At 67.6% G+C, this 22,944-nt stretch carries 14 protein-coding genes and 1 tRNA gene; 7 read left to right on the forward strand and 8 right to left on the reverse strand.

All coding sequences use genetic code 11. The annotated features are described in order from the left end of the window. Positions 1-3 precede the first annotated feature (3 nt). Together cydB and DYI37_RS07555 are read left to right on the forward strand one after the other, a co-directional pair. On the forward strand, positions 4-1,017 hold the full coding sequence (cydB, locus tag DYI37_RS07550) for a cytochrome d ubiquinol oxidase subunit II (protein ID WP_116682958.1): 1,014 nt from the start codon (positions 4-6) through the stop codon (positions 1,015-1,017). Next, positions 1,017-1,178 (forward strand): DUF2474 domain-containing protein, encoded by a 162-nt coding sequence (locus DYI37_RS07555; protein WP_245413825.1) that lies wholly within the window; start codon positions 1,017-1,019, stop codon positions 1,176-1,178. Before cydB ends, DYI37_RS07555 begins: the two co-directional genes overlap by 1 nt. Here DYI37_RS07555 and DYI37_RS07560 read toward each other — a convergent pair. After that, positions 1,148-2,521 (reverse strand): ATP-binding protein, encoded by a 1,374-nt coding sequence (locus DYI37_RS07560; protein WP_116682612.1) that lies wholly within the window; start codon positions 2,519-2,521, stop codon positions 1,148-1,150. The genes DYI37_RS07555 and DYI37_RS07560 overlap by 31 nt on opposite strands. Further along, entirely contained in the window at positions 2,518-3,183 is a 666-nt protein-coding gene (locus tag DYI37_RS07565; RefSeq protein WP_116682613.1) for a winged helix-turn-helix domain-containing protein, read from the reverse strand. The genes DYI37_RS07560 and DYI37_RS07565 overlap by 4 nt, the downstream gene beginning before the upstream one ends. Before the next feature lie 187 nt (positions 3,184-3,370). Between DYI37_RS07565 and DYI37_RS07570 the strand changes: the two genes are divergently transcribed. Further along, complete coding sequence (locus DYI37_RS07570; RefSeq protein WP_116682960.1) at positions 3,371-4,081, forward strand: L,D-transpeptidase; 711 nt, start codon at positions 3,371-3,373, stop codon at positions 4,079-4,081. A gap of 83 nt (positions 4,082-4,164) precedes the next feature. On the opposite strand, the gene DYI37_RS07575 is transcribed toward DYI37_RS07570, so the two are convergent. Then, the gene (locus tag DYI37_RS07575) at positions 4,165-4,623 is read right to left on the reverse strand and encodes a metallophosphoesterase family protein (RefSeq protein ID WP_116682614.1); all 459 of its coding nucleotides are present in this window, start codon (positions 4,621-4,623) and stop codon (positions 4,165-4,167) included. 55 nt (positions 4,624-4,678) lie between these two features. Continuing rightward, the gene (locus DYI37_RS07580; RefSeq protein ID WP_116682615.1) at positions 4,679-6,172 is read right to left on the reverse strand and encodes a protein adenylyltransferase SelO; all 1,494 of its coding nucleotides are present in this window, start codon (positions 6,170-6,172) and stop codon (positions 4,679-4,681) included. A gap of 360 nt (positions 6,173-6,532) precedes the next feature. Between DYI37_RS07580 and DYI37_RS07585 the strand changes: the two genes are divergently transcribed. Next, positions 6,533-6,895, forward strand: a complete 363-nt coding sequence (locus DYI37_RS07585) for a YigZ family protein (protein WP_116682616.1) — start codon at positions 6,533-6,535, stop codon at positions 6,893-6,895. An 81-nt stretch (positions 6,896-6,976) separates the two neighbouring features. On the opposite strand, the gene DYI37_RS07590 is transcribed toward DYI37_RS07585, so the two are convergent. After that, positions 6,977-7,756 carry a 3-hydroxybutyrate dehydrogenase gene (locus DYI37_RS07590; protein WP_116682617.1) on the reverse strand — a complete coding sequence of 260 codons (780 nt, stop codon included), beginning with the start codon at positions 7,754-7,756 and terminating at the stop codon, positions 6,977-6,979. A 543-nt stretch (positions 7,757-8,299) separates the two neighbouring features. On the opposite strand from DYI37_RS07590, the gene DYI37_RS07595 reads away from it, so the two are divergent. Next, a tRNA-Thr gene (locus tag DYI37_RS07595) sits at positions 8,300-8,375 on the forward strand. A 262-nt stretch (positions 8,376-8,637) separates the two neighbouring features. Next, the gene (locus DYI37_RS07600; RefSeq protein ID WP_425365029.1) at positions 8,638-9,714 is read left to right on the forward strand and encodes a type I restriction endonuclease; all 1,077 of its coding nucleotides are present in this window, start codon (positions 8,638-8,640) and stop codon (positions 9,712-9,714) included. 39 nt (positions 9,715-9,753) lie between these two features. On the opposite strand, the gene DYI37_RS07605 is transcribed toward DYI37_RS07600, so the two are convergent. After that, on the reverse strand, positions 9,754-11,076 hold the full coding sequence (locus DYI37_RS07605; protein ID WP_116682619.1) for an HlyD family type I secretion periplasmic adaptor subunit: 1,323 nt from the start codon (positions 11,074-11,076) through the stop codon (positions 9,754-9,756). A gap of 94 nt (positions 11,077-11,170) precedes the next feature. Then, the gene (locus DYI37_RS07610) at positions 11,171-12,952 is read right to left on the reverse strand and encodes a type I secretion system permease/ATPase (RefSeq protein WP_158555112.1); all 1,782 of its coding nucleotides are present in this window, start codon (positions 12,950-12,952) and stop codon (positions 11,171-11,173) included. 190 nt (positions 12,953-13,142) lie between these two features. Between DYI37_RS07610 and DYI37_RS07615 the strand changes: the two genes are divergently transcribed. Further along, positions 13,143-21,179: an ExeM/NucH family extracellular endonuclease gene (locus DYI37_RS07615; RefSeq protein WP_116682621.1), complete on the forward strand. Its 8,037-nt coding sequence runs from the start codon at positions 13,143-13,145 to the stop codon at positions 21,177-21,179. Positions 21,180-21,420: 241 nt separating this feature from the next. Here DYI37_RS07615 and DYI37_RS07620 read toward each other — a convergent pair whose 3' ends face one another. After that, the gene (locus DYI37_RS07620) at positions 21,421-22,842 is read right to left on the reverse strand and encodes a ChaN family lipoprotein (protein ID WP_116682622.1); all 1,422 of its coding nucleotides are present in this window, start codon (positions 22,840-22,842) and stop codon (positions 21,421-21,423) included. Between the last annotated feature and the right edge of the window lie 102 nt (positions 22,843-22,944).

Raw genomic sequence — 22,944 nt, forward strand, 5'->3', positions numbered from 1 at the left:
GGCATCGCCATGGATCTCACCCTCGTCTGGGCGGGCATCATCTCGCTCGCGATCATCGGCTATGTCGTCCTCGACGGCTTCGATCTCGGGCTCGGAATGCTGTTTGCCGTCTTTCCCAAGCGGCGCGACCGGGACGTGATGATGAACTCCGTCGCCCCGGTCTGGGACGGCAACGAGACATGGCTGGTGATGGGCGGCGGCGGCCTCTTCGCCGCCTTCCCCTTCGCCTACGCGCTGATCCTGCCGGCGCTCTACATTCCGATCATCGCGATGCTGCTCGCCCTCGTCTTCCGGGGCGTCGCCTTCGAGTTCCGCTGGAAGACCGAGCGCTGGCGCGGGGTCTGGGACCTCTCCTTCATCGGCGGATCGGCGCTCGCGGCCTTCGCGCAAGGGGTGACCCTCGGCGGTCTCATCCAGGGGATCGAGGTCGATCTCGCCACCCGCAGCTATGCCGGCGGCGCCTTCGATTTCCTGACGCCCTTTTCGGTGCTGACCGGGCTTTCGGTGATGATCGGCTACATGCTGCTCGGGGCGACATGGCTCGTCATGAAGACCGAGGGCGATCTTCAGGCGCGGGCCCGGTTCTGGTCCTGGGTGATGGCGGTCGGCACCGTCGCCTCCATCCTCGTGGTCAGCCTGTTCACGCCCTATCTGGAGCCTGCCTATTTCGCGCGCTGGTTCACCTTCCCCTCGATCCTCTTCGCAGGGATCGTGCCGCTCGCGGTGGCCGCGACCGTGGTGCTCCTCTTCCGTTCGCTGCATGTGAACCACCACGACTACCGGCCGTTCTTCCTCTCCCTCGGCCTCTTCGTCCTCTCCTTCGTGGGGCTCGGCGTCTCGCTCTACCCCTATGTCGTGCCGCCTTCGGTGACGATCTGGGACGCGGCCGCGCCCGAGGCGAGCCAGATCTTCATGCTGTTCGGCGCCGCCGTCCTCCTGCCGCTGATCGTCGGCTACACGGCCTATGCCTACTGGGTCTTCCGGGGGAAGATCGATCCGGAAGAGGGATATCACTGATGGGCGGGCGTGATGGACAGGGCGGCCGGATGGCGCCGCGAGACGAGGTGCCGGCCACGGGCCTCGGCCGGCGGCTCGGATGGTTCGCCCTCTACTGGCTGGCCAGCGTCGCGGTGATCGCCGTCGTCGCCTATGCCATCCGCTGGATGATCGTGCCTTGAGGCTCGGGCGAGGGGGCGAGGCGGATCTCGGCCCTCAGCCCGTTCGGGTCGCGCCGCGACAAAGCGAGGGTCGCGCCCATTCGCGAGGCGGCGAGATCGGCGATGGCAAGGCCGAGCCCGCTGCCGATCCCGACTTTGTTGCGGCCCCGGAAGAAACGGTCGGTCGCCCGGCCGATTTCTTCTTCCGATAGACCGGCCCCCTCGTCCTCGACGTCGAAGCCCTCATTCGAAGCCAGAACCCGCACCGTGCCGCCCTGGGGCGAATGGGCGACGGCGTTCTCGACGAGATTGCGCAGGGCAAGCGCGAGAAGCGCTGCGTCCGCGCGCGGGCGCGCCCCGTCCTCGACCGCGACGAGAAGCCTGCCGCCGCGCCGCTCGATCGCGTCCCGCTGGTCGGCGAGAAGCTCGCGCAGGAAGCGTTCGGGCTCCTCGATGGGCGCAAGGCGCGGCTCGCTGGCCTCGGCCTCGGCCATTGCGAGAAGCTGGGTGACGAGGCGCGAGGACCGGTCGACGGCCGTCTTCATGCGGGCAAGGGCCGCCGCGCGCATGGCGGGATCTGGTGCCCGTTCGGCGATCTCGGCCTGGGTTTTCAGGCCGGCGAGCGGCGTGCGCAGCTCGTGGGCGGCGAAGGCGAGGAACTGGCGCTCGTGGTCGCGGGCCTCGGTGACGCGGGCAAAGAGGCCGTTGAGGGCGGTGACCACGGTGCGGATCTCGCTCGGCGCGCCGTCCGCCGGGATCGGCTCCAGATCCTCGGCCCGGCGCGCCTCGAGCCCGCCGGCGAGCCGGCCGAGCGGGCGAAGGCCCCGGCCGGCGCCGAGCCAGAGAAAGCCGCCGAGGATCGGCAGGCCGAGACCCATGGGGATCGCAAGGCCCGTCATCATGTCGGCGACGAGCCGGCGGCGAATGCTCATATTGTCGCCGACCAGCACCTCGACCCCGAGATTCTCGTTTCGCACCGTGTAGACGCGCCAGGTCTCGCCTTCCACCATGCGGTCGGAAAAGCCCGAGGGCGCTTCGCTGAGGCGCGCGGTCGGCGCACCGTCCGAGCGGCCGACGAGCGTGCCGCTGAGCGACCAGATCTGGCAGGAGATCTGCCGCTCATAGGCCGTGTGGGCGTGGGGCTCGGGCGCCGGCATCGTGTCGAGGGCGGCCATGGTCGTGCCGATCTCCTGGCTGTCGATCAGCGAGGAGACCATGCGGGCGGCCTCCACGAGGCGGCTGTCGAGCACCCGCTCCACCTCGGCGCGCGTCGACAGCCAGATCCAGCCGGCGGCGAAGGCCCAGACGAGGCAGGTGGCGAGCGCCAGGATGGCGAAGAGGCGCGAGCGGAGGGACGAGGTCACGGCGCTTCCCCTCCCAGCCGGTAGCCGAGGCCGCGAACGGTGGCGATGGTCTCGCGCCCGAACTTCTGGCGCAGATTGTGGATGTGGACCTCCACCGCATTGCTCTCGACGCCCGAGGAGAAGCCGTAGATCCGGTCCTCCAGCTGAAGGCGCGAGACGATCTTGCCGGGATGCTCCATGAGGGCATGGAGGATGGAGAATTCGCGGCGCGACAGGGCGACCGGCCTGCCGGCCATGGTGGCCGAGAGCCGGGCCGGATCGAGGACGATCGCGCCATGGGAGAGGACGGCGGCCGCATGGGCGCCGCCCCGGCGGGCGAGCGCCCTGAGGCGTGCCGCGACCTCGGCGAGTTCGAACGGCTTTCCGAGGTGATCGTCGGCGCCCCCGTCGAGCCCCCTGACCCGGTCGGACAGGCTGTCGAGCGCGGTGAGGAGAAGGACCGGCGTGCGGTCGCCGCGCCCGCGCATCAGGGCGAGAAGATCGTGGCCCGTGCCGTCGGGCAGCATCACGTCGAGAACCAGGGCCGCGAAGGCCCCGGTGCGCAGGGCCGCGTCCGCATCGCCCATGGTCTCCACCCAATCCGTGGTGAAGCCCGACATTGCGAGCCCGGCTTCGAGGCCCTGGCCCAGGATCTCGTCGTCCTCGACGATGAGGATGCGCATGGCGGTTTCCCTCCGGCCTTCCGCAGTATCGCCCGCTTGTCGTGCGAGCCGCTGCGATGCCCATCGGCCACGCGGCTTAAGCCTGTCTTAAGCTTGAAGGCGATGGTCCGACAGAGTTTCAACGCAGAGGGACCGGATGAAGGCGCATGCCCGATCGAAGGTCCCGGACAAGAACGGACGTTTCCCCATGGCCCGCGACAAGACCGTGCGCACGGCGCTCCTCCTCGGCTCGCTCGCCCTTCTGACCGGCTGCACGACATTCGAGCCCGCAGCACCGCCGATCGCCTACAGCGCGCCGGCTCCCACCGATCCGCGCTACGATGCCTTCTTCGACGACGGCCGGACCCTTCCGGCGATCCCGGCGCGATATCTCACCGAGGAGAACACCCGCCAGCTGGTAGCCTATGACGGGCCGGAACAGCCCGGCACGATCGTCGTCGATCCGGGTGCCCATTTTCTCTATCTCGTGATGGAGGATGGCCAGGCGATGCGCTACCGGGTCGGCGTCGGCAAGGCGGGCTACGCGTTCCAGGGCGAGGCGACGGTGGCGCGCAAGGCCGCCTGGCCGCGCTGGACGCCCACAAGCAACATGATCGAGCGCGAGCCCGAGCGCTACGGCCCCCATGCGGGCGGGCTGGAAGGCGGGCTCGGCAACCCGCTCGGGGCACGGGCGCTCTATCTCTACAAGAACGGCCGCGATACGCTCTACCGCATTCACGGCACGAACGACCCGTCCTCGATCGGCAATTCGGTCTCGGCCGGCTGCATCCGCATGTTCAACCAGGACGTGATCGACCTGGAACGCCGGGTGCCGAACGGCAGCCGTGTGGTGGTGCGCGAGAGCGAGCCGCTGCCCGAGCCCTTCCTCGTCGGCGCCCTGCAGGAGACCGGAACGTGAGCCGGCATGGCACGGGGCTCGAACGGGCGGCCGTGCGGTCCTGATCGTTTCGGCGTCATCCGCCTGCCGGTGGCGACGGGCGATCAGACGAGGTCGCGAAAGACCGGCTCGAGGACGGGGGCCGAGAAATCCATGACGGCGAGGGTCACCGGCAGCCTGAAGCGGCGCGGGCCCGCGCTGCCGGGATTGAGGAAGAGGACGCCGTCCGCCCGCTCGTGACCCGGCTTGTGGGAATGGCCCGCGATCACGAGATCGACGGCGTCGGCCGCCGGATCGAGCGCGAGGGCCTTGCGATCGTGCAGCATGTGGACCCGGCGGCCCATCAGGTCGAGCGTGACCGTTTCGGGAAAGGCGCCCGCCCAGTCCTCCGTGTCGATATTGCCGGCGATGGCGGTGACCGGCGCGATTTCGGCAAGGCGCGGGACGATGTCCGGCGCCCCGATATCGCCGGCATGAAGGATGTGGAAGACCCCGGCGAGCGCCGCGAGGGCCTCGGGCCGAAGAAGCCCGTGGGTATCGGAGATGATGCCGACCAGCGCCATGGCGCGAGCCTCCTTTCCGCCGATGCGATCGCCGCGCGCGGCCGTGATGAAAGCTTCAGGTGCCGCAGAAGGTGCGGTAGGGCGTTTCGCGCTCGGGCGGGCGGGCGGCAAGGTCGGCCTGGTCCGGCCGCTCGGTGAAGGGTGCCGCGAGCGCCGCGTTGAGGCGCAGGAAGGGGCCGAGATCGCCGGACGCGGCGGCTCCGAGCGCTGTCTCGACGAGATGATTGCGGGGAATGAGAGCGGGATTGACCCGGTCCATCCCCGCGCGGATCTCCGCGGGGTCGCTCGCATCGCGTTGGAGGCGCGTGCGCCAGCGCTCCGTCCATGCCGAGAAGGCCTCCCGATCTTCAAGCGAGGCGCGGTCCCCGAACCCCTCGCGAAGGGCCGCGTCCGGGTCCGACCCGTCGGCCACGGCGCCGAGACGGCGGAAGGTCAGGGTGAAATCGGCCTTCGCCCGCGCCATGACCGCGAAGAGATCCTCGATCAGCGTCGCATCCTCCGGCTCCTGCGTGGCCAGACCGATCTTGGCCCGGAACGCCTCGAGATGGGCGGCCTCGAAAACCTCCGCGAAGCCTCTGAGGCCATCCTCGGCAATGGCGACGGCCTTGTCGTCGTCGGCATCGAAGAGCGGCAGCAGGCATTCGGCGAGGCGGGCGAGATTCCAGCGCGCGATGCCCGGCTGGTTGGCATAGCGGTAGCGGCCGCCCCGATCGATGGAGGAGAAGACCGCGTCCGGGTCGTAGGCATCGAGAAAGGCGCAGGGGCCGTAATCGATGGTCTCGCCGGCGATGGACGTGTTGTCGGTGTTCATGACGCCGTGGACGAAGCCGGTCGCCATCCAGCGCGCGACGAGGCGCGCCTGGCGGGCGCAGACGGCCTCGAAGAAGGCGCGGTAGGGATCGGACCCTCCGGCGATCTCGGAATCATGACGGGCGATGACGTGATCGGCGAGCCGGCGAAGGGCCTCGCGGTCGCCCCGCGCCGCGTGGAACTGGAACGTGCCGACGCGCACATGGCTGGAGGCGATGCGGGCAAGGACCGCGCCGGGAAGGACGCTTTCGCGCAGGACCGGCTCGCCGGTTCGCGTCGCGGCGAGCGCCCGCGTCGTCGCGATGCCGAGGGCGGCCATCGCCTCCGAGACGAGATATTCGCGCAAGACCGGCCCGAGCGCTGCCCGCCCGTCGCCGCTGCGCGAAAAGGCGGTGGGACCGCTGCCCTTCAGCTGGAGATCGAACCTGCGGCCATCGGGCGCGACGATCTCGCCGAGAAGGATCGCGCGGCCATCGCCGAGCTGGGGCACGAAATTGCCAAACTGGTGGCCGGCATAGGCGGCCGCGATCGGCTCGGCGCCCTCGGGCAGACGATTGCCCGACAGGATCTCGGCGCCCAGCGGGCCGTCGAGCGCCTCGGCATCGAGCCCGAGTTCGGCGCAGAGGCCGCGATTGAGGAGGATCAGGCCGGGCTCTGCGACGGGCGTCGGCGCGACCGGCTGATGGAAGCCCGCGCCGAGGCGGGCATAGCTGTTGTCGAAGGAAAACTGCACCGTCATCTCACTCGCGCACCGGCCGGCGCGCCTCTCTCGGGTCCGTGGGTCTGTCGAGGCCAAGATGGAGGCGGAGGGGGGAGAATGCGAGGCGTCTGGCGATCACGTCTGCCGTTGGCGTGGATCGGGGTGGGCGCATCGGGGGGCGGGACGGGGCTTCGGGACGGGACGCGAGGACCGCGGCGGAATGGGGGAAGCGACGGTTGCGGGGCGGGGACGGCGCGAATAGCATCCGCGCGACCGTGGCGCAGCCTCCCATGCGGCCCGCCGGTGTCGCGCTCGCCTCGCTGCCTCGCCTTGCCCGTTAGGGGCACGGATCTTCGCCTCGCCGATCTTCGCCATCCCCCTCTTCGCAAGGGACCCGCCATGCTCGTCCTCGACAAGATCATCTCCGATCGCGGCTCGAAATACGCGGTCTCTGGCGCGCCCTGTTCGAGCGAGGCCGAGGCGCGGGCCCTGATCGAGGCGTTGCGGAGCCGCAAGAGGTTCGCCAAGGCGACCCATCATTCCTGGGCCTATGTGACGAAGGACGGCCCGGCCAAGAACGACGACGGGGAGGCGGGCGCCGGCATGGTGATCGTGCGCATGCTGGAGCGGGCGGAGATGTTCGACCATCTCGTCGTCGTCACGCGGTGGTATGGCGGCAAGAATCTGGGCGGCGACCGGTTCCGCCACGTGCAGGACGCCGTGCGGCTCTATTTGGACCACCGCGCGAAGGAAGCCGGCTAAGTCGAAAGAACGCCTTCGGCCCGGGAGAGATCCGAAAGCCGCGCGCCGGGCCTGAACCCGAAGCGCGCGGCGGAAGGCGGATCAGGCCATGTGCCAGCCATGGCTGACGGTGACCGACTGGCCGGTGAGGGCATTGGTCTTGAAGCCGGCGAGGAAGACGGCGACATCGGCCACGTCCTCGATGGTGGTGAACTCGGTATCCACCGTTTCGCCGAGCATGATCCGCGAGACGACCTCGTCCTCGGAAATGCCGAGATCCTTGGCCTGTTCGGGGATCTGCTTCTCGACGAGCGGGGTCTTCACGAAGCCCGGGCAGATGACGTTGGAGCGCACCCCGTGCTTGGCGCCTTCCTTGGCCATGACGCGCGACAGGCCGAGAATGCCGTGCTTGGCGGCGACATAGGCGGACTTCAGCGCCGAGGCCCTGTGGCTGTGGACCGAGCCCATATAGATGAGCGAGCCGGATTTGGCCGGATACATGTGCTTGACGCAGGCCTTGGTGAGCAGGAAGGCGCCGCCGAGGTGGATATCGACCATCTTCCTGAACTCGCCATAGGGAAAGTCCTCGACGGGATGGACGATCTGGATGCCGGCATTGGAGACCATGGTGTCGATCCGGCCGAAGCGCTCGGCCACCGCATCGGTGCCGCTCATGACCGCGTCCTCGTCGGTCACGTCCATCTCGACGGCCATGGCCTCGCCGCCCATCGCCTCGATCTCGGCGACGGCGGCCTTCGCACCCTCCATGTTGATGTCCGCGATGGCGACCTTGCCGCCTTCCTTCACGAAGCGCAGCGCGATGGCCTTGCCGATGCCCGAGGAAGCCCCGGTGACGATGGCGACATTGTCCTGAAGTTGCATGGGAACGCCTTCTCCTTGGTGGTCACGTCCTGAATGTCACGTCGAATGCCGGCGATCGCCGACGCCCGCCTGCCCGTCGACACGCGTCTCGAAGGAACAGGATATGGCGCCGCCGCAAAAAGTCGCTGGGGCGACTGTCCCGATCGCGGGCGACTATCACATCCGGCGCGGGGCGGCGCGCATGTGCGAGACGAGGCGGGTCCCGCAACTGCGCACCCCGCCGCGCCGGACGTGATGATAACCGCGACGGCGCGCTGCGCGTTGCATGACGTTTCGTTCACGAAGCGGACCTGATCGTATGCTGGCACGTCGGATGGATGCGTTCGAGCGGCGGCTGCATCTCCTGATCCGGCATGCGATCACGGTCGATGCCCGCACTATTGGACGTTCGCTCCGGGCTCCGGGCTGAGGGGTGCGGAGCGAAGGGGGAGGTGACTATCCTGTCGCGGGCCTTGCCGGGCCGGGCGCAAAAAGCCGGATCGGCACCTTGAACCGGACCGCGTTTGACGCTATCAGAACCCGTCTGCCGGCAGTGCCGGCCGGGCCGCTTTAGCTCAGTTGGTAGAGCAACGCATTCGTAATGCGTAGGTCGCGTGTTCGAGTCACGCAAGCGGCACCATTTCTTCCGCCCACCCAAATTTCGCGGGTTTTGGCGTGGCGCTTCGATGCGTGTCGGTCGAAGCAGACTTCAAAAAGCGAATTATATCAAAAGCGTCGAAGTCGAGCTTCTCAAAATCAAGCGATGATGTGCGGTGACGAGTAACCGCATAGCAATCAGGACAGCCGATCGCAGCTCGGTCCATTTCGGGGGACTGGACGCTTGCGCGCGCATTTAGCTATCTTAAAGAAAATCTTCACGATTTATTTTAAGGGAGGCTTATTTGTCGCTGGAAATCAAACTGCAAGGTCTGTCGGATCGCATACGCAACCACTCAAGCGCGATGGTGACAGAGGAAGCGGTGAAGACATCGATCGTTCTGCCGTTTCTCTCCGCCCTCGGTTACGACGTGTTCGATCCTGGCGAAGTCGTCCCGGAATTTACGGCCGATGCCGTTGGTAAGAAAGGCGAGAAGGTCGACTACGCGATCAAAATGGGCGGAAGCATCCGCATTCTGATCGAATGCAAGCCGATCACGACTACCCTCGACAAGCATCACCTCGCGCAACTCTACCGCTACTTCTCGGTCACCGACGCAAAATTCGCGATCCTTACGAATGGTCGAACCTTCCAGTTTCACACCGATCTTGAAGCACCGAACCGCTTGGACGATCGCCCTTTCCTCACGTTTGATCTCGCTGAAATCAATTCGAGCCTCCTGCCCGAAATCAAGAAATTCGGAAAAGACGATTTCGATGTCGATGGCGTCCTTCAGTCGGCAAACCGCTTGAAATACACTTCGCTTCTCAAGCGAAAGATCACCGAGCTCATGGAAGAGCCGACCGATGATTTCGTCCGCCTGATCATGGCCGACATTTACGATGGTAGGTTTACCGCATCGGTTAAGGAGCAGTACGCGCCGATGGTCAAAGGCGCCTTCCGCGAGTTGATCCGGGATTTAGTCCAAGCGCGTATCAGCACCGCTCTCGCCAGCACGAACGCAGTGGATGTCGAGCCGATGACCGAAGCGGAACCCGTCAGCGAGGACGAGATCGTCACAACTGACGAGGAGAAGGAAGGATTCATGATCGTTCGGGCAATCGCGCGCGAGGTCATCGCGACGAATCGCGTCGTCATGCGGGACCAGAAAACCTATTGTGGCATTCTGATCGACAACAACAATCGGAAACCACTCGCTCGCCTTTGGTTCAACCGTTCGGTGAAATATCTGGGCCTGTTCGATGGCGAGAAGGAAGAGCGTGTTCGGATCGACAGCCTCGACCACATCTACGACTTCACCGATCGCATTCGCGCCACCGCGCGCCGCTATGTCGACGATGCAGGAAGTGAGCAAAACTGAACGGCTGCGCCGATAGCATCAGGCGCAGGAACTCTCCCCTCACTCCTCGCGGAAGGCGCGGGCGAGGCTGTCTTCGATGGGTTTGACGAGATAGTCGACGAAGCTGCGTTCCTCGGTGGAGATGAACACCTCGACCGGCATTCCGGGATAGATGTCGGCGGCGTCGAAGCCTTCCGGCAGGTCGCCATCGAGGGCGAGGCGGGCGGTGTAGTAGGGCTGGTCGCTCTGGGGGTCGCTCAGCCGGTCGGCCGACAGATAGGTGAGATGCGCGTCCACCGTCGGCGTGCGGCGGGCGTTGAGCGCGCTGAAATGCAGGCGCGCCTCCTGGCCGAGGAAGAGGGCGTCGATATCCCGGGGCGGGACCTTCGCGTCGACGATCAGCTCCTCGGCTGTCGGCAGGAGTTCGACCACGGGCTTTGCCGGCTCGACCACGCCGCCCACCGCATTGACGGCCATGCGCACGACGATCCCGTCCGAGGGCGCGCGGATGACGGTTCGCGACAGGACGTCGAAGGCCTCGTCCAGCTGTTCGGCCCGGTCCGCGCGCTCGACACGCGTCGTGTTGAGCTCGGTGAGCGCCGTCTCCACGCGCTTGGTGTCGAGCTTGGCGATCTGTTCGCGCGCCTCGGCCGACTGCATGCGCGAGGCAAGGAGGCTCGCCTTGATCTGGCCGAGCTGCCCGACGAGATCGGCCTCGCTGCGCACCAGCGCCGAATATTCCGACCGGTTGGTGAGACCGCGCGACAAAAGCCGTTCCTTGCGGCCCGCCTCGTCGCGGACGATCTCGATCTGGGACCGGATCGCCGTCTTCTGGGCGCCGAGCCCGGCCATCTGCTCGGCGAGCGCCGAGAGCCGCTGATCGAGGATGAAGCGCTCCTGACGGTGGCGCTCGAGGCGGGCCTCGAACTCCTTGCGCTGCTCGTCGAGGAGGTCGCCGAGGCCCTCTTCGCCGGCACGCCGGACGAGATCGGCGGCAAAATCGAGACGGTCCGCCCCGTCGCGCTCTGCGGCAAGCCGTGCAGCCTTCGCATCGAGGCCGATGAGCTGGGTCTGGAGCCGGTTGCGGCGGGCCGTCGCGGGCGTCGCGTCGAGGGTCAGGAGCGGCTCGCCCTTCTCGACCCGCTGGCCCTCCGCGACCAGGATCTCGGCGACGATCCCGCCTTCCAGGTGCTGGACGTTCTGGTTCTGGCCGGCCGCGGCGACGACGCCGGACGCGACCACGGCGCCGGAGATCGGGGCGATTCCCGCCCAGGCGCCGAAGGCGGCGAGGAAGAGCCCGCAGGAGGCGAGGCCCGCGACGGTGATCCCGGCGATCCCGCTTTTCACGTTCGGCAGGCGGAAGGTCTCGTTCGGCTGGGTCATCGCGGAGCGAACTCGTCTTGTGGTGCGGCGGTCTCAGCCGGGAGGCTGAAGGGGCTCAAGGGATGGGGCGCCGGGCTCGGACGGCGCGGACGGCTCATGCGGGGACCGCGCCGGGCAGGGGGCGGGCCTCGTTGTTGACGGCCTCGCGATCAGGGACGGTCTGGGCCGGCCGGCCGGCGATATCGGGCTTGCGCCGGGTCGCCCTCAGCTTTTCGGTGCGCCGGGCGACGACCTCCTCGCGGGGGCCGAAATCCTCGACCTCTCCATTGCCGAGGAGCAGCACCTTGTCGGCGCGCTCGACGATCGTGCGCCGCTGGGTGACGAGAACGACGGAGACCCCGTTGGCCTTCGCGGCGAGGATCGCCTGATCGAGCGCGGCCTCGCCTTCGGTGTCGAGGCTCGCATTCGGCTCGTCGAGGACGAGGATCGCGGGCAGGCGGAAGAAGGCGCGGGCAAGGCCGATCCGCTGGCGCTGACCGCCGGACAGGGCAAGGCCGCCGGGGCCGATCCGGGTGTCGTATCCCTTCGGCAGGCGGCGGACGAGCTCGTGGACGCCGGCCATCTGGGCGGCCGAGACGATATCGGCGTCGTCTGCCTCGGGGGCGAAGCGGGCGATGTTCTCGGCGACCGTTCCGGGAAAGAGTTCGACGTCTTGGCCGAGATAGCCGATGCGCTCGCCGAGCGCCGACGAGCGCCAGTGCTCGATCTGCGAACCGTCGATGCGGACAGTGCCCGAATGGGGCGGTACCGCGCCGACGAGGGTGCGCATCAGGGTCGACTTGCCGGCGCCCGAGGGCCCGAGGACGACGACGCATTCGCCGGGCGAGACGGAAAAGGACACGGCCTTGAGGAGCGGGGCGTCGCCGGGCTCGGCGGTGGGCGCGAAGACGGTAAGCCCGGTGACGTCGATGCGGCCGCAAGCTGCCGGAAGCTCCGTCTTGCTGCGCTCGTCCGTCACCTTCGACAGGGCTTCGAGAAGCCGCTTGCGGGCCTTCGCGGTCTCGACGTAACCCTTCCAGCCGCCGATCAGCTGGTCGATGGGCTGCAGGGCGCGGCCGGAGATCAGGGAGGCCGCGAAGATCATGCCCGCCGTCATCTCCCCTTGGAGGACCAGATAGCCGCCATAGCCGAGGATCGCGATCTGGAGGCACATGCGCAGGGTCTTGGAGAGGCCCGCGAACCAGGCATTGATGCTCGCCGCCCGTCCCTGTTCGCGAAGCGCACGGCTCTCGGAGCGGCCCCACATGGCCATGGCGTTCTCGATCATGCCCATGGCCTTCAGGCTCTCCTGGCCGCGCACGAAGGACTGGGCCGTTCCCGTCGCCTCGATGGAGGTCGCGGCGGCGCGGGAGGCGGGTCTTGCGGAGGCGAGCTGGTTGAGGAGGGCGACGAGGGCGAGGGCGCCCGCGCCATAGAGCGTCAGCCAGAAGATGTTCGGATGGATGAGGTAGAGGATCGCGATGAAGAAGGGGGCGAAGGGCAGGTCGAACAGGGCGAGCAGCAGCTTGTTGGAGACGAAGTTGCGGATCGCCTCCAGATCGCGCATCGGCTGCACGTCGCCCTCGCGGGCACGCGGGCCGTGCATGGCGGCAAGGAGCGCCTGCGGGCCCAGCCGCTCGTCGAGCCGGGCGGCGATGCGCGCGGACAGGAGCCCGCGCACCGCGTCCATCAGGCCGAGAAGGACGAGGGCCGCGACCGCGATGAGCGAGATGTAGCCGAGCGTCTCGAAGGAGGCCGAGGCCAGCACCCGGTCGTAGATCTGCAGCATGTAGAGGGGCTGCACGAGAAGCAGGACGTTGATCGCCAACGAGAAGACCGCGAGGACCGGAAGCGACCCGGAGAGACCCGCGCGGGAGATGATGCCGTTGGAAGCCATGGAGTACTCGACGTTCGACAGGAACTCTTGTCCTCGCCGGATCGCCGGCAAGGAAGGTCTGCCGTAGTCCCATTCCATGACAGTCATGTAACGGAATCCCCGGATTAATCTTTCTTTAAAGCTTCATCCAACCGTTACAGAACGACCCTAGGAACCGCCTCGATTTGGTCTTATCGGGCGGGGGTCTCCCATGAATTTCTTCATCAACGAATTCCACTACGACAATAGCGGCGCCGATGTCGGCGAGTTCGTGGAGGTGGCCGGGCCGGCCGATGCGGATCTCGATGGGTTCAGCATCGTCCTCTACAACGGCAGCAACGGGGCGAGCTATGCGAGCTACGCGCTGAGCGAGGCGATGAGCGCGATCACCGGCAATGTGCGCTTCATTACCGTGGAGACGCCGGGCATTCAGAACGGCAGCCCGGATGCGATCGCGCTGGTCGGACCGCAGGGCGTCGTCGAGTTCCTGAGCTATGAGGGAAGCCTGACGGCGACGGACGGCCCGGCTGCCGGCATGACGAGCCGGGACATCGGCGTCGCGGAGGGTGGCGACACGCCGGTCGGCTATTCGCTCCAGCGCACGGGCACCGGATCGGAAGGCGCGGAATTTGCCTGGAGCGGCCCGGCGGCCGAGACGCGCGGGACCGTGAATGCGGGCCAGACCATCGCATTCGACGACGAGGGCGCGAATGACGGCGGCGATCAGGGCGGGGACGCGGGGATCGCGCCCCGCCGCTCCGCCTCGATCGAACTTTCGGGCGCCGAGATCGTCGCCTTCGACAGTGCGACGAAGCGCTTTTTCGTGACGTCCGATATCGGGCTCCAGATCATCGACGGGTCCGATCCGTTCAACGACGATCCCGATGACGGTGTCGACGGGCTGACGCTGATCGCGGTGATCGACCCGACCACGCTGATCGATTCGGCGACCGGTGAGGCCTTCGACAATTCCGCCTTCACCTCCGTCGCGGTGGCGGGCGGCCTCGTCGTCGCCGCACTGCCGGCCGCCGACAAGACCGCCGAGGGCTCCGTCCTCTTCTTCGACGCCGCGACCGGCGATTATCGCGGCTCGGTCACGGTCGGCGCTCTTCCCGACAGTCTCGCCATCTCCGCCGACGGGCGCTTCGTCGTCGTTGCGAACGAAGGGGAATCCTCGGGCGCGAGCAACGAGCCCGACGCCGCCGTGAACCCGAACGGCTCGGTCTCGATCATTGCGATCGACGCCTCCGATCCCTCGGCCTCGACCGTCGCGACCCACGATTTCACCCATGCCTCCATCACCGCCGAGGCGCTGCGCGCCATGGGTGCGCGCGTCAACGACGCAGCGCCCTCGGTCGCGGCCGATATCGAGCCCGAATACGTAACCCTGACGGGCAATCGCGCGGTGATCACGCTGCAGGAGAACAATGCCGTCGCGGTGATCGAGGACATCACGAATTTCGACGGCTTCACGATCTCCGACATCCAGGGGCTCGGCTACAAGAACCATTCCCTGCCGGGCAATGCCCTCGATCCGAGCGATCGCGACGATGCGATCGACTTCGATCCGGCCAATGTCAACGGCATCTACATGCCGGATGGGGTGGCGACCTATACGGTGGACGGGCGGACCTATACCGTTCTCGCCAACGAGGGCGACGACCGGGAGGTCGATGCCGCGCGCGCCGGGAGCCTGACGCTCGACGCCGATGCCTTCCCGAATGCCGCAGCCCTCCAGGCCGCCGGTGCGCTCGGCCGCCTGACCGTCTCGACGGTCGACGGCGACGTCGATGGCGACGGCGTCTTCGAGGCGCTCTTCTCCTTCGGCGCCCGCTCCTTCTCGATCCGGGACGAGGACGGCGATCTCGTCTACGATTCCGGCGACATGCTGGACCGCATCGCCGCCGAGCTCGGCATCTATGACGACGGCCGTTCCGACAACAAGGGCGTGGAGCCCGAGGCGATCGAGATCGGCATCGTCGATGGCCGCGTCTACGCCTTTGTCGGGCTGGAGCGGGCCAATGCGACCTTCGCCTTCGACATCTCCGACCCGAAAGCCGCGACCTATGTGGGGGCCTATCTCGCCGAGGGGGACGCGGCGCCAGAGGGCCTGAAGTTCGTTGCCGCCGCCGACAGCGGATCGGGCTCCAACCTGCTGGTGGTCGCCAACGAGGGCTCGAACACCCTGACCGTCTACGACCTCGGCGGGACTGCGCCGGAGGGCCCGGAGGGGCCAGGCGAGCCGGAGGAACCGGGCGAGCCGAACGAGCCGGCGATCACCCTCATCTCCGCCATCCAGGGAACCCCCGACACCCAGCGCGACGACGGCTTCGGCGATGCCTCCGGCAGCCCGCTGCGCGGCGAGACCGTGACGATCGAGGCGATCGTGGTGGGCGACTTCCAGAACGGCGACGGCGACGAGGGCCGCAATCTGCGCGGCTTCTACGTGCAGGAAGAGGATAGCGACGCCGATGGCGACGCCCGCTCCTCCGAAGGCCTGTTCATCTTCGAGGGAACCGGCAATCTCCTCACCGATGTCGCGATCGGCGACAAGGTCCGCATCACCGGGACGGTGGCCGAGTTCTTCGGCGAGACCCAGCTCGACGTCTCGCGCGGCGGCGTGATCGAGATCGTCTCCTCGGGCAATGCGCTGCCGAGCGCGGCGGTCATCGAGCTTCCCGCCGCCGGCACGAGCCTCAGCCAGAATGGCGACGTGCAGCCGGATCTGGAAGCCTATGAGGGCATGCGCGTCACGGTGGAAGAGACCCTGACGATCACCGAGCAGTTCCAGCTCGACCGGTTCAACGAGATCAAGCTGTTCGACACGAACGGCTTCGAGCAGGCCGGCCCGGCGGGCACGACGATTACCGGCGAGCGCCCGTTCCAGTTCACCCAGTACAACGCGCCGGATGCCGCCGGAAACGCGGCCTATATCGAGACGGTCGGCAGCCGTACGATCACCTATGACGACGGTCTGAACACCCAGAACCAGCCGATCTCGAACCTTCAGGGCTTCGAGAACTACTCGACCGGCACCGCGCCGCGCATGGGCGACACGGTTACGGGGCTTTCCGGCATTCTCGACTACAAGTTCGCCGGCAATGCCGTCTCGGGCGCGACCTGGCGCATCCGTGCGACCGAGGAGGACGCGAACAGCTTCGAGAACGCCAACGAGCGTCCGGCCGAGATGCTGTCGCCGAGCGGCAATCTGAAGGTCGCGGCCTTCAACGTCCTCAACTTCTTCACGACGCTCGACCAGTTCCCGGACACGGGCGCCGACGATGTCGGACCGAACCAGAACCTCGAGCCGCGCGGGGCCGATACGAGCCCGCAGGGAGCCGTGCCGGGCACCAGCTCCACGGCGGAATACGATCGCCAGCTCTCCAAGCTCGTCGAGGCGATCTCCGGTCTCGACGCCGATATCGTCAGCCTGATCGAACTGGAGAACGACTTCCTTGCCGGCGGCCGCTCGCCGGGCGACCAGAGCGCGCAAGGCGATCGCGGCATCGCGATCGCGGCGCTGGTCGAGGCGCTCAACGCGCACGGTGACGGCGACACCTATGCCTATGTCGATCCGGGCCAGGAATTCGTCGGCGGCGATGCCATCGCGGTCGGCATGATCTACCGCGCCGACAAGGTGAAGGTCGCCGACGGCACCTCGCCGGCGATCCTCACGGACGAGGGGGTCGACCAGTCGATCCTCGATCGCTCCACCGTCGACAACAATGGCGGCGCGGCCGGCGGCAGCGTCTTCGACGGCCCGAGCACCAACCGCTCGCCGCTCGCCGTCACGTTCCAGGAGCTCGACGCCGACGGCGGTCTTCTCACGGTTGTCGCCAACCACTTCAAGTCGAAGGGCGGGTCCGGCGAGGGGGCCGACGCCGATGCGGGCGACGGGGCTGGCAACTTCAACCAGATGCGCCTTCTTGCGGCCGAGGCCCTCGACGCCTGGCTGAAGACGAACCCGACCGGATCGGACACCTCGAACGTCATGCTGGTCGGCGACTTCAACGCCTATGCCTCGGAAGATCCGATCGACTACCTGACCGGGACGGCCGGCTTCGTCGACGTCGCGGCGGCGCTCCTCAACTCGGCCTATTCCTTCGTCTTCGACGGGCTGATCGGCACGCTCGACTACGCCTTCGCCTCGATGGATCTCTTCGACAAGATCGTCGACGCCATCGAATGGCACATCAATGCCGACGAGGCGGATGCGCTGGACTACAATCTCGAGTTCGGCCGCGACCCCGGGATCTTCGACGGAACCAACCCCTATCGCTCCTCCGACCACGATCCGATCGTCGTCGGCATGAACCTTAGCGAGGACACCCCCGTGGCAGGCGGAAACTACACGCTCGAACTTCTCCACTTCTCCGATCAGGAAGCGCTGTCGGGCGCGATCGAGGCGGCGCCGAACCTTTCGGCGGTGCTGAACGCGCTGCGGGCCCAGGATCTCGGCGCCGACGGGATCGCGGACAACACGCTCACCTTGTCCTCCGGCGACCTCTTCATTCCGGGCGTCTTCGCCAATGCCTCGCAGGCGCTCTATGGTGCCCGCGGCCTCGCCTCGATCCAGATCCAGAACGAACTCGGCATCCAGGCGAGCGCGCTCGGCAATCACGACTTCGACTTCGGACCGGCGGCCCTCGCGGCCCTGATCGACGGCTCGGCCGGGGGCGACATCCTCGGCGCCGACTTCGCCGGGACCGCCTTCCCCTATCTCTCGGCCAATCTGAACTTTGCGACGCAGCCCGATCTGGCGGCGCTTGAGATCGACGGTGGCCAGGCGCCGCAGGGCGGCGTCGTCACGTCGTCCACCGTCATCGAGGTCGGCGGCGAGAAGATCGGCGTGGTCGGCGCGACGACGCCGACGCTCGCCCGCATCTCCTCGACGGGCTCGCTCGAGATCCTGCCGCTCGAATTCGACGACACGCCGACCGAGGATCAGCTCGACGCGCTGGCCTTCGTGATCCAGGCCGAGGTCGACGCGATCCTCGAAGCCAATCCCGACATGAACAAGGTGATCCTGTCCGCGCACATGCAGCGGATCGGCATCGAGGAGGCGCTCGCCACGCGCCTTTCCGGCGTCGACATCGTGATTGCCGGCGGCTCGAACACGCGGCTCTTCGACGACAACGACCGCCCGCGCGACGGCGACAGCGACCAGGGCCAGTATCCGATCTTTACGCAGGACGCGGACGGAAACCCGGTCGCGATCGTCAACACGGACGGGTCGTACAAATATGTCGGCCGCCTCGTCGTCGAGTTCGACGAGAACGGTCACATCATCGCCGACAGCTACGATGCCGACGTCTCCGGCGCCTATGCGACGGATGCGCAAGGGGTCGCCGATCTCGGCGCCGAGGATCTCGTCGATCCGGAAATCCGGCAGATCGTCGACGAGATCGAGGCGCAGATCGTCGCCACCGAAGGCAATGTCTTCGGGATCTCCGACACCTATCTGAACGGCAACCGCTCCGGCCTCTCCACCGCGACCGATCCGGACGGGGTGCGCACCCAGGCGACCAATCTCGGCAATCTGACGGCCGATGCGAACCTTGCCTATGCCAACCGGGCGGCCGCCGAACTCGGCGAAGAGGGGCCGGTCCTCGTCTCCATCAAGAATGGCGGCGGCATCCGGGCCTCGATCGGCGAGGTCACGGTTCCGGCGGGCGCCACCGAGGCGGTGCGCCTGCCGAACGGCGAGATCGTCGACAGCGAAGGCAATGTCGTGAAGCCGGAAGGTGGGATCTCCGAGAACGACATCGCGACGGCGCTCGCCTTCAACAATTCGCTCTCGCTCCTGACGATCACCCGCGCCGATCTCGTCAACATTCTCGAATACGGCGTCGGCGCGCTGCCGGGGGTCTCCGGCCGGTTCCCGCAGCTTTCGGGCATCGAACTCTCCTTCGATCCGTCCCGCCCGGCGGGCGAGCGGATCGTCAACGCCTCGATCGTGAACGAGGCCGGCGAGGCGCTGTTCGACCTCGTGGTCGACGGCGAGATCGCGGGCGATCCGTCCCAGACCTTCCGCATCGTGACCTTGAGCTTCCTCGCCGATGGCGGCGACGGCTATCCCTTCCCGACCGGCGAGGGGCTGGAGCGCGTGGATCTCAACGATCTCGACGGTGACGGGGCGGCCGACGGCCTCGTCTCCGGGGAAGCGACCTTCGCCGAGGACGGGACCGAGCAGGACGCGCTCGCCGAATATCTCTTCGAGAACTTCTCCGGCGATATCGATCGCGATGGCGACGGCGTGGTCGACGGCAATGGAAAGATCTATTCGGAGGCCGATACCGGGCCCCTCGAAGACGAGCGCATCCAGAACCTCGCCTTCCGGGAGGACACCGTCTCGCTCGTCGAGGCCGGAGGACCGATCCTCGGCACCGAGGAGGACGACCGCCTGCTCGGCACCGACGGGGCGGACGAGATCGACGGTCTGGGCGGCGACGACCGCTTGCATGGACTGGCCGGCGACGACGTGCTGCGCGGCGGCGAGGGTGACGACACGATCTTCGCCGATGCCGGCGACGATACGGTCGATGCCGGCTCTGGCGACGACACCGTCTTCGGCGGGGAGGGCGCGGACGCGATCCTCGGCGGCGACGGCTCCGACAGGCTCTTCGGCGAGGCGGGCGATGATCGCATCGACGGCGGGACCGGAGACGATCTGATCCTCGGCGGGGAGGGCGACGACATCCTCATCGGCGGCGCGGGCTCCGACGAAATCTACGGCGGCGCGGGCAATGACGTCATCGACGTTCTCGACCCCTCGCCCACCGCCGACTACGTGGATGCGGGCGATGGCGACGACGTGGTCTCCGCCGGGCCGCTCGACTGGATCGTCGGCGGTGCGGGCGAGGATCGGGCGATCGTCGATTTCTCGCGCGGCTCGGACGGCACGCCCGTCGTGATCCTCAACGACGGCGCGGGCTCGATCCGCGCCAATGACGGAACCCGCATCGAGGGCTTCGAGAGCGTGGAGCTCACGCTGACCTCGGGCGGTGACAGGGTTTCGACCGGCGATGTCCGCGCCACGATCATGGCCGGAGCGGGCGACGACGTCATCGTCACCGGAAGCGGCTTCGACATGATCGACGGCGGCGAGGGCGACGACCGCATCAATGCGGGCCGCGGCAATGATGAGGTGCGGGCCGGGGCCGGCAACGACATCGTCTATGGCGGTGGCGGGCTCGATACGCTCTACGGCGGGGAGGGCGACGACATCCTCTTCGGCGACGGCGGAAACGACCGGATCTTCGGCGATGCGGGCAACGACCAGCTGTTCGGCGGATCGGGCAACGACCGCCTCTTCGGCGGCGAGGGCGACGATCTTCTGCGCGGCGACGGCGGCGACGACATCATCGACGGCGGGTCCGGCAGGGATATCGCGGTCTACGACGAAGCGGCCGGCGACGTGCGGCTCACGCGGGCCGAGAGCGGAGAGATCACGCTCGCTTCGGCCGAGAGCGGCACGGACACCCTCACCGGTGTCGAGACGCTGCGCCTTGGCGGCATCGACTACCTGATCGGCGAGAGGGGCACGTCGTCCAACGACATCCTCTTTGCGAGCGATGCCGGCGACACCCTCAATGGCGGGTCCGGCAAGGATATCCTCGTCGGCGGGGCCGGCGACGACCGGCTTCTCGGCGGCGCGGGCGACGACATCCTCAACGGCGAAGACGGCGACGACGTCCTGTCGGGTGGCTCGGGCAACGACGTCCTCAACGGCGGTTCGGGCGACAACGTCCTCGAGGGCGGTTCGGGCAACGATCGTCTGATCGGGGGAACGGGCGACGACCGGCTCCTCGGCGGGTCCGGGGACGACGTCATCGAGCTTGGCGGCGGAAACGACTTCGTCGACGGCGGAAGCGGCACGGACACCGTGATCCTTTCGGGCAACAGCACCGATTACACGGGCACGAGCAGCGTCCGGGGCTTCGAACTTGCGAGCGAGACCCAGAGCGTCGAGATGCGCGGCGTCGAGCGCCTCGTCTTCGACGATCGCGAGGTCGACCTCACGGATGGCGGGGACGCCTTCGATGCCCTCTTCGCATCGACGGACGGCACCGGCACGAGCGGTGGCAGCGACGGGTTCTCCTTCACCTTCCCGGGTTCGGGATCGTTCGGCGCCGCCTTCGAAGCCTCTGCGCAGGAGCTTTTCGACTTTGCCGGGGCCGGGATCGAGGCCGCGGCTTCACACGCGATGGCGCAGCCGCAGGACCCCTACGACTTCAACGCCGCCTGATCGACCGGCGCCATCGAAGACCATTGGCCGGCCGCCGCATTCGAAGGAATGCGGCGGCCGCACGCGTTCGGGGATGACGCACGGACGCACGGACGCAGGGATGCACGGATCGCCGGACGCGGCTCTGGGATCGCGCAAGCCGGCAAAGCCGGGCGATCGGCGCGAGCGGAATGGATGAAAGGAAGGGGTCGCGCGGCGATCGCCGGGGATGCCTGCCCGCCGGCCGGCCGTCCGGTTGCGGTCAGTTCGCGGTTTGGCCTTCGGCCGGGGCCGGCTTGTCGGCGGCGCCGGTCATCTTGGCCTTCAGTTCGGCGCAGTGATCGGTGGTGTTCGCGCGGGGCGTGAAGATGGTGAAGTCGAAGGGGGCGGGCGTGTCGTTCGACAGACCGTAGTCGAGAGGGGCGTTCGCCTCCGAGGAGGAGACCTCGACCATCTGGACGGCGACGGATTCGTCCGTGCCGGTCAGGCCCTCGATGACCGCGGGCACGCCGCGATCGGTGCGGGCATGGCCGGAGCCGGCGATGAGGATGGCCGAGCCGTTCTCCTTCGCCGCCTCGATCATGGATGCGGCCATCGAACCGTCGCGCAGGCGCTGGACGAATTCCATGGGCGCGAGGGCAGCCTGTGGCAGGAGACCGCAATGGGAGGCGGCGAGCTCGTCCTTCAGATCCTGGCTGAGCGCCGGATCGACCGGAAGATCGAGGCCGAGGCGGGCGCGCTCGACGGCCGGAACCGCATCGAGACCGCCGGCCGACAGATTGCGGATCGTGTCGCGGTCGAGATCGCCGGCCCGGATGGGGAGCTGGTTGTCGGCGGCCGCCTTGAAGATCGGCTCGTAGATCGAGAAGTCGGGCCAGCCGCGCTCGTTCCAGCGCAGGGTCCTGGCGAGTTCGGTGAGATTTCCCGGCGTCGAGGCGTCGAGATTGCGCAGGAGTTCGGAAAAGCCTGCCGGGATCATCTCGAAGACGAGGGCGGGTTTGGCGTCGTCCTCTGCCACCCGGCGCACGATGCCGGCCTGGAGGCGGTGATGATCCGGATTGTCGTGGATCTCGCCGAGGAGCACGTAGCGCGCGCCCTTGACCGCCTCGACGAGGCTTGCGGGATCGGACGGGGAGCCGTCGGCGGCGACGATCGAGCCGATGAGACGGTTGTCGGAATAGATCGAGCTGCGCCAGGTCTCGTCTTCGGTGTCGAAGAGCTTGGTGGCGAGCGATTTCGGCGCGTCCTGCGTCCCTGCGTCTCCCGAAGCGGGGGCGGCTACGGGCTTGGCGGAAGAGGACGCGGCCGTGGTCAGGAGATCGGCGGGGCCGGTGAAGGCGAGGACGGCCGGGTTTTCCTGGCGGAAGGCGGGCGAGGAGAAGGCGACGCCGGGGCTGCGTGCGGCGATCGCCTCGAGCGCCTCGGCCGCACCGGAGGGGCGCATCTCGTCAGCCGAGCCGGGACCGGCGGAAAAGGGGGTGGCGGTCGCCACGACGACCGGGTCGCCATCGGCTTCGGCGAAGGGAACCGTGATGCTGGTCGCCGATGTCGGGATATCGAAACCGTCCTCGGCGCTCTGCAGGGGCAGGCTGTCCCAGACCGAATTCAGGCGATCGGCGACGGCATAGCCCGAGACGCCGACGACGCCGATGCTGAGAGACGCGATGACACCGAAGCGCTTCAAGCGTTCGTCCTCATGATTTCCCCGTTTCCTGGCGCTTGGAGATCGCGTCCGCGACCCGAAATTCAAGCTCCAGTCTCCTGTTTCGGCACCGGATCGAGCGGC

It is taken from the genome of Fulvimarina endophytica (assembly GCF_003403015.1).
In the GTDB taxonomy this organism is placed as follows: domain Bacteria; phylum Pseudomonadota; class Alphaproteobacteria; order Rhizobiales; family Rhizobiaceae; genus Fulvimarina; species Fulvimarina endophytica.